Raw genomic sequence first — 12,424 nt, 5'->3', positions numbered from 1 at the left:
TGTCCATGCGGCGCATTCTAGGGGAAGTCGTCAGGGCTTGCCATCCACCTGGATGAAGGGCACCGTGCCGCCCGTCACGTTGGGCAGCTTGCCGTCCCACTTGCGGATGGCTTCACGCTCGTTCTCGATGCGGCGCAGCGCCAGCAGGTCGGTGGTGATCTGCTGGCGTTGCAGGGCCAGGGCATCGGCTTCGGCGCGCGCGCTGGCCACCTTCTGCTTGGCTTCCACCTCGATGCGTTGCAGGTCGCGTTCGGCCTTGAGCTTTTCCTGTTCGGCTTTCACCTTGGCTTCAATGGCTTCCGCGAAAGATTTGGAGAAGGCGAAGTTGACGATGGCGAACTCGTCGAGCATCAGGCCATGGCGTTGCATCTTTTCGCGCAGCAAGGCACCGATGGCGTCGCGCACTTCCGTGCGACGCGATACCAGCTCTTCCGCGGTGAAGCGCGCCGTCACGGCCTTCACGGCTTCCTGGGCTGCGGGAATGATGATGCGGTCGGCCGCGATGTCAGTGCTGGGGCCGATGTTGCGATAGACGTTGACCACTTCCTTGGGATCCAGGTGGTAGTTGATGGCGATGCGCGTATGCACGGACTGCAGGTCCTTGGAGGCTGCATCACCTTCACCTTCGCCCTTTTGCAGTCGCACGTCCATCATGTGCATGGATTGCGCCAGCGGTATGCGGAAGTGGATGCCTGGTGGATAGACCTGATCATCGGCGCGGCCGAAAGTGGTCATCACGCCGCGGTCGCCCGCCGTCACCACGACAACCGGGCTCAGCAGGTACAGGCCGAACAACACGAAGCCGACTGCCGCCACCTTGCGGATCAGGCTCTGGTTGTGGCTGGGGAAGTTGTCAATGACGGGCATGAGGCCTCCTTCAAGCTGTTTGCAGATGATTCTGGCACGGCGCAGGTTCGCGGATGAAACCCGTGATCCTACCGATTGGCGTCAAATGAATCGCGATCGAGAATGAGGCTCATGCAGATCCGAACCTCATCGCCACTTCATGCGCCACGCACGCTGCACGTGACCTATGCGCGCATGCTGTTGGGGCAGTTGCAGCAGGCCAGACCTGATCTGTTGAAGAACCTGACGCCGGATTGCCTGCGACATCTGGATGAAAGTGACCCGCTGGCCCGCTGCACCTTGACGGAGTGGCATGCCTTGCTGGATCAGGTCGAGCGCTTGTTGGGCATGCCTGATCTGGTGCCGCAACTGGCCGAGCAGTTCAAGCCCTGGCACGCGGGCCTGCTGGGTTTTACCTTGATGACCAGCGGCACGGTGGTCGAGATGGCGGTCCTGTTGCAACGGTTCCATCACCTGCTCAATGATGTGTACAGGGTGGAGCGTGGGCTGGAGGGTGCGCGCTTCTATCTGCGCTTGCAGGCCACCTCCGACGAGCACTCCAGGCGCCTGGCGCGCCTCTCGCTGTCCGTGTGGGCCTTGCGTTTGCGTTGGCTCACCGGCCAGCCCGAGCTGAAGCTGGATGTTGGCTTCGAGGGGCCTGCGCCGCAGGATATCGAACCCTATCGGCGCATCTTCGGTGGCGCGGTGCGCTTCGATCAGGCGCAGGACACCATGTGGGGCGATGCGTCTTGCGTGGACCTGCCCATCGTGTCGCGTGACACCGCCAGCCACAGCCTGTTGCAGAGCCAGGCGCTCAAACAGCTGGAGCAACTGTCGCGGCAGGATGACCGGCTGGTGGACAAGGTGCAGACGCTGATCCGTGGTCGGCTGGATTCGGGCGAGCTCAGCCTGGAGGACATCTCTGCTGCCTTGAAGATGCCTTCGCGGACCTTGCAGCGTCGGCTCGAAGAGGCGGGTGCCAACTTCAGGTTGATGGTCGATGAGGTTCGCCGCACCCAGGCCGAGCACCACCTGCGCGCTACCACGGTGCCCTTGTCCGAACTGGCTGTGATGCTGGGTTTCGCCGATCACGCCAGCTTCAACCGGGCCTTCAAGCGCTGGACGGGCGTCTCGCCTGGCGCCTTCCGGCGTCAAGCCGTGTCGCCGGATGAGTCCTCAGGGCTGGCCTGATCCCTGACGCCTTTTCCATTCGGCCTGCGCCTGCTCGGCTTTTTCTTCCAGCGAGAGTTTGGGGTCGGTCTGCTTGCGCATCAACGCCAGCAGTTCCTGCGCGGTCTTCTCTTCTTCCCCGAACAAGGATTGTGCCTGCTCATCGCCGAAGTACTGGCGCCTCAAGGCCTTGAGTTCGTTGAACTGCCTTGCGGCTTCTTCCAGTGAGCCACTGTTCTGTTCGGGCGGGAAGGTCTGCGCCACGGCCTGGGCGTACTGGGCGTACTTCTGGAACAGGTCCTTGAGTTCGCGTTGTGCCTGCGCAGGCAGGTCGGCAGACTGGCTCTCCAGTTTGGCTCGGGCCTCGTCCCGAGGGAACAAGGCGTAGATGCGTTCTACATCCAGGCGGGTTTGCTGGTCCATGGCCAGGTCGCCATGGCTGGTGGCCCTGAAGGTCGGCAGGATCATGGTGTCCAGTGGTGAGGCAGGCTTGCTGCTGGCCGTCTGCGCATGGGCAGTGGCCTTGGTGTCGGTCATGTCTGCTGGGGGGCCTGGCGTGGCGCTGTGAGGCTTGAACCACGATGCGAAGCCCTCCTGGGCACTGGATGCGGTGGGGTCTGACGTGGTCGGGCGCAGGCCCCACAGGCCTGTGGCCATCAACGTCGCCGTCAAGGCGGACAGGATCCACCATTTCTTCCGAGTCACCTTGCGCATCTCCTTGGTCCTGCGCCATGAAAAAAAGAGACCGGAGCGGCCGAGCGCCGGTCTCCGGGGCGCCGCCCGTTCAGGCGGTCCCCCCAACTCGCGTCCGTCAAATGGATCAGAACGGGCCGTTCGACGTGAAGCTCGACAGGGCCGCATCCTGACCATTGAGGAACGGGCTGTAGCGGGTGTCGCCATCGGCAAAGCGCTTGGTCCAGGCGATGTTGCTGTAGCTGGCGGGTTCACTGGCCTTGGTGGGGAAGAAGTGATCCGCGCCATTGATCACCGGCAGCATCTTGGGTGTGGTGGCCGGAATGGCGTCGTAGAACTTCTGCGAGTGGCTGGCGACGGGGGCAACCACATCGGATGAGCCGCCAATGATGGCCGCAGGCACCTTGTTGACCTTCATCTTGGTGGTGGAGGTGTCCCACGGGGCGTAGGCCACGGCCGACACGAGGCCAGGGGTCGAGCCCGCGGCTTCCAGCGTGCCGCCGCCGCCCATGGACCAACCCGACACGCCTTGGCGCGAGGTGTCCATCTTGCCGGCCACAGGGCCTGTGGTCAGCGCCGTCGTGGTCTTGAGTGCGGCCAGCAACTGCGTGGCGCGGCTGGACGGGAAGTCGAACAGGGTGTTGGTGGCAATGGTCACCACCACGAAGCCATGCGTGGCCAGGCGCTTGCTGATGGCCGTCATCGAGCTTTCAGCCGAGACGAAGCCCGGGCACACAGCCACCACGGCGTACTTGCCCGGTGTGTTGGGCGAGTAGACGGTGCCGGCACCAAAGCCATTGCCCTTGATCGTTTGAGACGTCACGGCGTAAGGGCCATCGGCCTTCAGGGCATCCAGGGTGGGAGCGGGGCCGTTCTGCACGGCATGGGCTGTCAGTGCGAACAGGCTCAGGCTGATGGCGCCGAGCGTGTGTTTCATGTCCATCATCTTGTCTTCCTTTCAGTGATCAATCGAGGTCAGTCGAGGCGTCGCTCATGCCCAGGCGGGCTGAACGTGTGACCGCATTGTTCTGAAGGACAACAAATGATTCTTTACTTTGAGCGCGGCTGGCTTGTCTCTGCACGCCAAGCGCGGGTATCTCCTGCTGGGGGTAGCGATATAGACCGAAAGGGTGGTGTGGCGGGCCGATGCGGTCTCAGTTGACCTCTGTCGGCATGGTGCATTCCGAGTCAGCCGGGTTGATCTTGCAGCGGATGCGCTTGAGCAGCTTGAGGCCCTGCTTGTTGTAGATGCCCTGCTCGATCAGCTCGACACGTGTCTGCCTGAGGAACTCGGCGTATTTGGGCGTGTTCTCGGCTGACAGCTCCATCCACACGGAGGCGGGCAGCTCGGCTTCGGCCTTGTTGACGCGTGCCAGCACCTCGTCGAAATGGCTCAGCCAGTACTGGCGGGACGCCTCGGCGAAACCTGGCGCAAAGCGCGTGCGGTCGATGATGAGCTGGTAGCTCACGATCATGTAGGGGAAGTGGCTGACGGCCCCGTTGGGCCCCATGCCTTTGAGCAGCTCCAGCGGTTTGAAGGCGATGGCCGGGGCGGCCGCCATGTCGGCCATGCCGTTGTTGAACTTGTTGGCGAAGTTGGTGATGTCGGCATTGACGGGTTGGGCGCCAGCTTTCTGGATCAAGGCGGCCTGAGCCTTGTCGTGGTCAAAGGCGAGGATCTTCTTGCCGGCCATGGCCTCGGGCGTGTTCATGCGCTTGTCTCGCACCACGGCATACACCGCGCCCACATCGATGAGCCCGGCCAGTTCATATTTGCCCTGCACCACATAGCTGGCCGCACCTGGCGAGTTGAAGATCTGGCTGGCGGTGCGGATCACCTCGTGGCCGGCCGCATGGTCGACCTTGCCTTGACGCAGGATCAGTGCCGCACCAAAGGAATCGGTGGCGGCTGTTACCGGGTTGAAGGCTCGCGTGCGAAAAGCCGTGGCGAGCAAGGCGTCGCACTGGCCGGTGCGGAAGTCGTCGGCTGCCACGCGCTCGTCCACATACGATTTCAACACCAGGGGCGTGCCCTTGGCCTGCATGGCCAGGGCATAGTCCTTGGTGGCATTGAACATGTCGCCACTGGCGCCTTGCAGATCAAACACACAGAGTTTGGGCTCTGCGACCGGCGCGGCCCACGCTGCGTGCGCGTACAGGCCCGCAATCAGGGCGAGGCATGAGGTGGTCTGGCGCAAAGATGATGGGGTGATGGCAGTCATGTTGCCACCCTAATGGAAGCACGATGACAGGTCGAGCGCCAAGCGACAAAAAGGGCTCTCGCGTCGCGAAAGCCCTCCCATGCGGCGCCAGATGTCGCCTTCTGGCGTCGCATGCTGCCAAGCCTCAAGGCACCATCAGTGTCGACGGCGGCGTGCGACCAGTGTCATCCCCGCGAGGCCCGTCATCAACAAGGCCAGGCTCGATGGCTCAGGCACCGCTGCCACCGTGGCACTGCCGCTTACATAGTTGATGGCCACCGGATCGCCAAACTCGTTGCCGAACGGGAAGGATGGCGACTCGCTCAGCGTGATGGCCGAGGTGCCTGCGCCAATGGCCTTGAAGGTCACGCTGGCGGTCAGGAAGTCACCCGAGACAGGGGCCACGAAGGTGTTGAAGTAGATGTCGCTGACCGTGCCCGATGCAGGATCGAGCAGGCCGGTCGATTTGGCGAACTCCCAGGCTGCGGGGATGGTGATGGCATCGACTTGCAGGATGCTGGGATCGAACGCCAGGTTGTAGCCGCCGCCAAAGATCTTGTCGGGAAAGCCGGTGGCCTGGATGTCCACGGAGAAGGTGTCTCCCAGGTTGACGTCCGTGTGGATCGGGCTCACGGACACGGTCTGGGCCTGGGTGGCCAAGGCGGTGAGCAGGGCGATGGACGCCAGCAGGGTGTGATGCAGTTTCATGATGTTGAACTCCTGTAGAGAATGAGGGGTTTACTTGCGGGTGATGGTTTCGAGGTGGAAGGCAGAGGGGCCTGGCGCCTTGCCGAACAACTTGGCGAACAGGCTGATGTCCAGCGAGTTGACGATGCCGTCACCGTTGAGGTCGCCGGGCACGCTGCGCTTGCCGAACTGGTTGCGCATCGCGGACAGGTCCAGCGAGTTGACGAACCCGTCGTTGTTCAGGTCGGCATCGCAGGCGTTGCCATAGCCGTCGCCATCGGTGTCAAGCTGCGACTTGTTGGGCACGTAGATGCAGTTGTCGCGGCTGTCAGGGATGCCATCGCCGTCGCTGTCCGTTTCGGTCGATGCAGCCTGTGTGGTGGCGCCATCTGGCGAGCCCACACGGATCCACACGTTGTTGCCCTTGAAGTCACCCAGGTCGATCGAACCGTTGCCGTTGTCGTCGATCAGGCCTCGTCCCACCGTGCCGCCTGTGAGCGGGTCAATGGCGATGGCGGTGATCCACTCAGGCTTGGGCATGTTGGGCGGGCAGGTCAGGCAACCAGGCTGGAAGGGCACCTTGATCCTGGCCAGGTTCGATTCCAGCGTGATGATCGGGATGCTGAACTTCCAGGGCGGCGAGACGCGCAACTTGACGGTGGGGTCGCCCAGCAGGTTGTAGATGTTGAGCTCCTGCCGCAGGTTGACGATGCCGGGGCGGACCTGGTTGGCATCCAGCGGGTGGCGGTTGGTTTGGGAGCCGTTTGCCACGTCATGCACATAGGTCTTGGCGTAGTTCAACAGGTCGCCCAGGCGCTGCACGGGGCTGCTGGTGCCGAAGCTGTTGATCAGACCAGGGAAGACACCATCGAACAACCCCAGCGTCAGCTGATTGTTGTCGGTGGTGCTGCTCTGACGTGTATCGCCGATGACGGCCAGGGCACCGTCGGCCTTGCGCAGGAAGCTTTCCGCCCAGTAGGTGCCGCTGGCAGACATGCCGTAACCCGTGCTCCAGATGTTGCCGGGCAAGTCCACCGTTTCGTTGTCAAACACACCGCTGGCGCAGTTGATGCTGAAGACAACCGGGAACTGGTTGTTGGTAACCGACACGAGAGACAGGTCGCTGGTCAGGAACGATGGGTCTCCCCAGCCATCCCACCAGCCGTGGTCACGGTGATAGACCAGCGCGGAGCCCTTGTTGATGGCAGCAGCCATGCCGGCCTTGGAGCCGTTCCACGCAAAGGTGGGCTTGGTCAGCTCGGCGGGGATGGGGTCGCCGTTGGTATAGAACTGCGGGTTGGCGTCTGCATCTGCCGTGTAGAAGCGGCTCACGTCGTAACCCAGGCCGATGGCGTGGTCACGCACGATCTCCGAGGTCTGCACGAACCAGCGGCGGTCTCTCGTCAGACTGGTGCCACTGTTGTCCCGCACCTGGTAGAAAGATCCGAAGGTCAACCGGCTGTAGAAGTCCTGGCCAAAGAACGAGTTGAGCGGCGGTGAGTTCTCGAACGCGATCACCTTCGAGACGATGGTGTTGGCTTGAGCCAGCGTGTCGACGGGGAAGCGGCCGATGCCGAATGGCGGGATGGTGGTGGGGCCATCACCCGGCTGGAACTGGCCGTACCACATGTCACCGGCGTTGCGCGCCATGTCCCAGATGTTCTTGTTGGCGTCGTAGTGCGTGGGCACGTACTCGGCATCACCCATGAACAGCACCCACTTCGGGCGCACCAGGTGCGAGCTGTAGTAGTTGCTGATCCAGTTGCGGATCTGGGTTTCGGTGGCGTTGGCACCTGCCCCCGTGATCTCGGCGGTGGTCACCACGCGGGTCGAGATGCCCAGCGCTTCCTTGTGCGCCTTGAGGGCGTCGGCAGCAGCCTTGAAGTTCGGGTGCGTGACGATCAGGTAACGCGCCCCCAGGAAGGCCGGGTTCAGGATGATGGGAGGCGCGCATGTCAGCTCGGCCACCAGGCCTTTGTTAAGCGCGAACTGCACGGCCGGCAGGGCCAGTTTTTCGATGCGTTGATCAATGCCGTCGAAGCCGGCACTTTGCGTGGTGCCGGTGACGCCCTTGAGCTTGAGTCGGTCATAGCGGAAGCAGGTGCCCGGGTGCTTGATCGTGACCAGGTAGCTTGGGTAGTAGGTGATCAGCTGCTGGGCGGGGTCATAGCCATAGGGGCTGAGCTGGTAGCCCTGCACATTGGCGTCCCCATGGAAAACGCTGCTTTCGCCTTGCTTCTGCCCGGGCGTTTTGTAGCCCTTGGCCCAGATGTCGGCGTTGAACTGGAACTTGCTGCCTCCGTCTTCACCTGTGCGAGACGAGATGGGGGGCTGGATGGGGTAGAGGCGGGCGGGCAGGCGCTGGAGGCCACCTTCGGGCACGATGTCGACCGTGCCCCCTTTGCCATCCACGGGCAGGGCCAGCGAGAAGCCGGCGACGGGTACTTCAGGCAGCCCGACATCGCTGCTGTCGCTGCTCACGGCGCCGGTACCGCCCTTTTGCGCAAAGCGCTGGAACAGGCCGCTGCTGGTCTCCACGTTGGCCAGCATGGGGGTGGGTACGGTCACGCGCAGCACGGTCTGGTCTGCGCTCATCGACACGGTGTCAACGCGCACGCCCGGTGCGGTTTGCGCCAGCGAGGTCTGGCTCAGCGCCAACTGTGCCAGCAGCGCTAAGCCACCTTGTGCACAGGCCCGAAGCCTGGGGTTCATCAAGTTCATGGTCGCCTCCAAAAGCGGTCTCACAACAACACCGAACCCGGACTGGCTCGGTATGGGAGCGAAGACTAGGCAGGGGACGTGGGCGCCACAAGACCATGCAGCGCGTGCTTCCCTAAGGGTGGGGGCCTGAGTTGTGCGGCAGACCTAGAACAGGGGCCCTAACTTCATGAGCCGCACCCCCACCCTTAGGGAAAAAGCCAAAGGTCATGTCGGAAATGAGAAAATTCCTGTTTTCGCCCTTTCGGGCTTCTCTCACTGCACGATCGCCATGACCGCCTCCACGCCTCAAACCCTGGTTCTGACCCGCCCTGATGACTGGCACCTGCACGTGCGTGATGGCGCGGCCATGGCTGCGGTGGTACCCGCCACGGCGCGGCAATTTGCCCGGGCGATCGTCATGCCCAATCTGCGCCCGCCTGTGATCACGGCCGAGCAGGCCCAGGGCTACCGTGAGCGCATCCTGGCAGCGGTGCCGGCTGGCCTGAAGTTCGAGCCCTTGATGGTGCTTTACCTCACCGACAACACGCCTGCAGAAGAGGCCGCCAAGGCCAAGGCCATGGGCGCGGTGGCTTTCAAGCTCTACCCTGCTGGCGCTACCACCAACAGCGATGCGGGCGTGACCGATCTGCGCAAGACCTACAAGGTGCTGGAGGCCATGCAGCGCGAAGGCCTGGTGCTGTGCGTGCACGGTGAAGTGACCGACGGTGATGTGGACGTGTTCGATCGCGAGAAAGCCTTCATCGACGACAAGCTGATTCCGCTGCGCCGTGACTTCCCTGAACTGAAAGTGGTGTTCGAGCACATCACGACCAAGGAAGCGGCGCAATACGTGACCGAGGCCGACCGCTTCGTGGGCGCAACCATCACGCCACAGCATCTGCTGTACAACCGCAATGCCATCTTCATGGGTGGCGTGCGTCCGCACTACTACTGCCTACCCATCCTCAAGCGTGAAGAGCACCGTGTGGCGCTGGTGCAAGCCGCCACCAGCGGCAGCCCCAAGTTCTTCCTGGGGACGGACAGCGCGCCGCATGCCTCGCATCTGAAGGAGCACGCATCAGGCTGCGCCGGCTGCTACACCGCGCCGTGCGCCATCGAGTTGTATGCCGAGGCATTCGAGGCTGCGGGTGCCCTCGACAAGCTGGAGGCCTTTGCCAGCTTCCATGGCCCCGATTACTATGGCCTGCCGCGCAACACCGACCAGATCACCTTGAAGCGCGAAGACTGGGTGGTGCCCGAGGTGCTGCCTTTCGGCGAGGCCGAGATCAAGCCACTGCGCGGTGGCGAGACCCTGCACTGGCGCCTGGCCTGATCTCAGGCGTCACTGGCGCGCCGCCCCTTGCGGGGGCGGGGTGCGGCCATGCGCTGGCCTGATGCCTGTGCGGCCGCATGCTGCTCACGCATCTGCTGGTAGACGCCATCCAGGCTGCGGAAGATCAGCATGTTGTGCACCAGGATGTCGTCGAGCGAATACTTGAAGCCCGACTGCGTCCAGTTCTTGGCGATGTAGATCGTGGCGCCGGCCAGCCCGGAGACGATGACGTCCAGGTCGATGCCGTACTTGCACAGATCGGGGTAGAGCATGCTCACGAAGGTGCGCAGCATGCCTTTGAATTCGTTGATGGCGGCCTCTGCGCCTCGCATGCCACTTTCGCTCACACTCACTGCATCGATCAGCATGATGCGGGCTCGGCGAGGGTCTTCATGCAGGAAGGCGTACCAGGCGCGCAAGGAGCCTTCGCCCATGGCCATCGGGTCGGGTTGGGCCAGCCCGCTGGCAATGATGGCCCCCATCACCTTTTGCTGGACCTGAGCACGCAATTCGCCGTAGACCGCGTCGAACAACTCGCCCAGGGTCTTGAACGATTCGTAGAAGTAGCGTTCGGTCAGGCCGGCCTGGGTGCAGATGTCCCGCACGGTTGACAGGTGGTAGCCGCGCGTGCCGAACACCTCCAGCCCCGCTTCGATCAACTTGCGCAGGCGCTCCCGACGTCGCTCGGCGGCATCGACGCCACCGTAGCGGCGTGTGACGGTGGCGGCTCTCTTTTTCTTGGCTGGTGGGCGATCAGACATGGGTTCAGCGAATCCGGCGCAGAGGCATGAATCGATTCTGCCGGAGCCTGGCGTGCAGGCCGTCGAGAACGCAGCCTGTGTCGCGGATGGACGGGCGAAACCCTGACGGGGCCTGGCCCATGAGGCTAGTGATGCTCGGTGTCGGGCTGCTTCGGGCGGCTGGCGGGCGTGGTCGATGCGGAGGCCGAGGCCTGCTGTTGCTCGCGCTTCGCGGCTTCAATGGTCAGGCGCAACTCGGCGATTTCATGCCGCACTTCCTTGAGCTGCATGTGCATGTCGTGCAGGATCTCGCGCTCTACCTTGCGCTCCTGCGAACCCACGAACATCGCCGCGATGCTGGCCGTGACCAACGAGAGCAGCCCATAGCCCAGCAAGACCACGAACACCGAGAAGATGCGAGAAGCCGTGCTGCTGGGCACGATGTCGCCATAGCCCACCGTGGCAGCCGTCGAGAAGGCCAGCCACAGGCCGTCGTGCAGGGAGTTGACCTCCGGATCCAGCCAGTAAAAGCCGATGCCGCACAAGGCCAGCACCGTGGCACCCATGGCCAGCAGCCTGGCCAGGCCGGTTTCGGTGAACAGGGGCAGGCTGATCTTGAGCAGGCGATAGAGCATCAACACCGCGATGATCAGGCGCCAGATCAAGGAGGGTTCCGATTCATTGCTCTGGGGCAGCACCGCGTTGAGCAGCAGGGCCACGCCCAGGAACCAGTCCAGCTTGAGCTCCAGCGGGTGGTGTCCCCAGGGCCGGGTCTTGCCACTGTGCGCGGACCGTGTCCGCCCCTCCACCAGCCGCTGCACGCGCCACGCCGACACCAGCACCACCGCCCCGCTGACCACGTACATCCAGGTTGCCCAGGTGGCCGGTGTCGGCATCATCGAGTCATAAAAAGCCGGCACGCTGGCGATCAAGGCGATCAGCATGGGCCAGGGCGACGAGGACGAGTCCAGGAAGTGGCGACGTCTGTTGGGCATGGGGCAGGTGAAGCAGGGCGGGGAAGCGGTCAGGCGGGCAGGAATCCTTCAACCGACAGGTAGCGCTCGCCCGTGTCGTAGCAGAAACCCATCACGCGGGCGCCATATGGCAAGTCTGGCAGCTTCTGGGCGATGGCGGCCAGGGTGGCGCCTGAGGAAATCCCTACCAGCAGGCCTTCTTCACGCGCGGCACGACGACCGAATTCGCGGGCGTCTTCCGCATCCACCTGGATCACGCCGTCCAGCAATTCGGTTTTCAGGTTGGCAGGGATGAAGCCGGCGCCGATGCCCTGGATGGGGTGGGGCGCGGGTTGGCCGCCGGAGATCACGGGGGAAGCCTTGGGCTCCACGGCGAACACCTTCAGATTGGGCCAGGCCGCCTTGAGGACCTTGGCGCAGCCGCTGAGGTGGCCACCGGTACCCACACCGGTGATCAGCGCATCCAGGCCTTCGGGGAAATCGGCCAGGATCTCCTGGGCCGTGGTCTGCTCGTGAATGGTGATGTTGGCCGGATTTTCGAACTGCTGGGGAATCCAGGCCAGCGGGGTTTCGGCTGCCAGTTCCTGGGCGCGGGCGATGGCACCCTTCATGCCCTTTTCGCGCGGCGTCAGGTCAAAGGTGGCGCCATAGGCCAGCATCAGACGGCGGCGTTCGATGGACATGCTGTCGGGCATGACCAGGATCAAGCGGTAGCCCTTGACGGCGGCCACCATGGCCAGACCTACGCCCGTGTTGCCGGATGTCGGCTCGATGATGGTGCCGCCTGGTTTGAGGGCGCCGCTGCGTTCCGCGTCTTCGACCATGGCCAAGGCAATGCGGTCCTTGATGGAACCACCCGGGTTGGCGCGTTCGGCCTTGATCCAGACTTCCGGGCCGGTGCCGAAAAGCCGGTTCATGCGCACGTGCGGGGTCTTGCCGATGGTTTCGAGGATGTTGAGCGCTTTCATCTTGGACTCCTTGACATGAGCAAAGCAAATGGACACATACCGAACAGGATAAGCCCAGCCCGGGCAGAATGTCGGCCATGAACGAGATCAAGTGGATTGTCGCGCCTTGGCG

General features: G+C 63.3%; 11 protein-coding genes. 2 read left to right on the top strand and 9 right to left on the bottom strand.

The annotated features are described in order from the left end of the window. Positions 1–30: 30 nt before the first annotated feature. A complete protein-coding gene (locus VFW93_RS05100; RefSeq protein ID WP_329692904.1) occupies positions 31–867 on the bottom strand; it encodes a prohibitin family protein in 837 nt (278 codons plus the stop codon). 111 nt (positions 868–978) lie between these two features. Here VFW93_RS05100 and VFW93_RS05095 point away from each other — a divergent pair, with 111 nt between their 5' ends. Next, a complete protein-coding gene (locus VFW93_RS05095; RefSeq protein WP_329692903.1) occupies positions 979–2,037 on the top strand; it encodes an AraC family transcriptional regulator in 1,059 nt (352 codons plus the stop codon). Here VFW93_RS05095 and VFW93_RS05090 read toward each other — a convergent pair. The 5 genes from VFW93_RS05090 to VFW93_RS05070 all read right to left on the bottom strand — a co-directional run bounded on the left by VFW93_RS05090 (position 2,023) and on the right by VFW93_RS05070 (position 8,318). Then, the gene (locus VFW93_RS05090) at positions 2,023–2,721 is read right to left on the bottom strand and encodes a lipase secretion chaperone (protein ID WP_329692902.1); all 699 of its coding nucleotides are present in this window, start codon (positions 2,719–2,721) and stop codon (positions 2,023–2,025) included. The genes VFW93_RS05095 and VFW93_RS05090 overlap by 15 nt on opposite strands. Before the next feature lie 115 nt (positions 2,722–2,836). Then, on the bottom strand, positions 2,837–3,646 hold the full coding sequence (locus tag VFW93_RS05085) for a dienelactone hydrolase family protein (protein WP_329692901.1): 810 nt from the start codon (positions 3,644–3,646) through the stop codon (positions 2,837–2,839). Between the two features lie 217 nt (positions 3,647–3,863). Beyond that, on the bottom strand, positions 3,864–4,931 hold the full coding sequence (locus tag VFW93_RS05080; protein ID WP_329692900.1) for a putative solute-binding protein: 1,068 nt from the start codon (positions 4,929–4,931) through the stop codon (positions 3,864–3,866). A 135-nt stretch (positions 4,932–5,066) separates the two neighbouring features. Next, the gene (locus VFW93_RS05075) at positions 5,067–5,618 is read right to left on the bottom strand and encodes a PEP-CTERM sorting domain-containing protein (protein WP_329692899.1); all 552 of its coding nucleotides are present in this window, start codon (positions 5,616–5,618) and stop codon (positions 5,067–5,069) included. Positions 5,619–5,648: 30 nt separating this feature from the next. After that, the gene (locus VFW93_RS05070; protein ID WP_329692898.1) at positions 5,649–8,318 is read right to left on the bottom strand and encodes a C25 family cysteine peptidase; all 2,670 of its coding nucleotides are present in this window, start codon (positions 8,316–8,318) and stop codon (positions 5,649–5,651) included. 268 nt (positions 8,319–8,586) lie between these two features. Here VFW93_RS05070 and pyrC point away from each other — a divergent pair, with 268 nt between their 5' ends. Further along, positions 8,587–9,630 carry a dihydroorotase gene (gene pyrC, locus VFW93_RS05065; RefSeq protein ID WP_329692897.1) on the top strand — a complete coding sequence of 348 codons (1,044 nt, stop codon included), beginning with the start codon at positions 8,587–8,589 and terminating at the stop codon, positions 9,628–9,630. 2 nt (positions 9,631–9,632) lie between these two features. On the opposite strand, the gene VFW93_RS05060 is transcribed toward pyrC, so the two are convergent. From VFW93_RS05060 to cysK, 3 genes are all read right to left on the bottom strand, one after another. Continuing rightward, positions 9,633–10,391: a TetR/AcrR family transcriptional regulator gene (locus VFW93_RS05060; protein WP_329692896.1), complete on the bottom strand. Its 759-nt coding sequence runs from the start codon at positions 10,389–10,391 to the stop codon at positions 9,633–9,635. 125 nt (positions 10,392–10,516) lie between these two features. Next, positions 10,517–11,365, bottom strand: a complete 849-nt coding sequence (locus VFW93_RS05055; protein ID WP_329692895.1) for a potassium channel family protein — start codon at positions 11,363–11,365, stop codon at positions 10,517–10,519. 29 nt (positions 11,366–11,394) lie between these two features. Next, a complete protein-coding gene (gene cysK / locus VFW93_RS05050) occupies positions 11,395–12,312 on the bottom strand; it encodes a cysteine synthase A (RefSeq protein ID WP_329692894.1) in 918 nt (305 codons plus the stop codon). Between the last annotated feature and the right edge of the window lie 112 nt (positions 12,313–12,424).

Source organism: Aquabacterium sp. (assembly GCF_036279675.1).
GTDB lineage: Bacteria > Pseudomonadota > Gammaproteobacteria > Burkholderiales > Burkholderiaceae_C > Aquabacterium.
Note: the sequence above shows the minus strand (reverse complement) of the source record. Positions and strands in the feature narration are given on the sequence as shown.

Excerpts from the sequence above, each read along its gene's own strand:
- VFW93_RS05095 (WP_329692903.1), top strand. The coding sequence starts at position 979 with ATGCAGATCCGAACCTCATCGCCACTTCATGCGCCACGCACGCTGCAC.
- VFW93_RS05060 (WP_329692896.1), bottom strand. The coding sequence starts at position 10,391 with ATGTCTGATCGCCCACCAGCCAAGAAAAAGAGAGCCGCCACCGTCACA.
- cysK (WP_329692894.1), bottom strand. The coding sequence starts at position 12,312 with ATGAAAGCGCTCAACATCCTCGAAACCATCGGCAAGACCCCGCACGTG.
- VFW93_RS05080 (WP_329692900.1), bottom strand. The coding sequence starts at position 4,931 with ATGACTGCCATCACCCCATCATCTTTGCGCCAGACCACCTCATGCCTC.
- VFW93_RS05070 (WP_329692898.1), bottom strand. The coding sequence starts at position 8,318 with ATGAACTTGATGAACCCCAGGCTTCGGGCCTGTGCACAAGGTGGCTTA.
- pyrC (WP_329692897.1), top strand. The coding sequence starts at position 8,587 with ATGACCGCCTCCACGCCTCAAACCCTGGTTCTGACCCGCCCTGATGAC.
- VFW93_RS05100 (WP_329692904.1), bottom strand. The coding sequence starts at position 867 with ATGCCCGTCATTGACAACTTCCCCAGCCACAACCAGAGCCTGATCCGC.
- VFW93_RS05075 (WP_329692899.1), bottom strand. The coding sequence starts at position 5,618 with ATGAAACTGCATCACACCCTGCTGGCGTCCATCGCCCTGCTCACCGCC.
- VFW93_RS05085 (WP_329692901.1), bottom strand. The coding sequence starts at position 3,646 with ATGAAACACACGCTCGGCGCCATCAGCCTGAGCCTGTTCGCACTGACA.
- VFW93_RS05055 (WP_329692895.1), bottom strand. The coding sequence starts at position 11,365 with ATGCCCAACAGACGTCGCCACTTCCTGGACTCGTCCTCGTCGCCCTGG.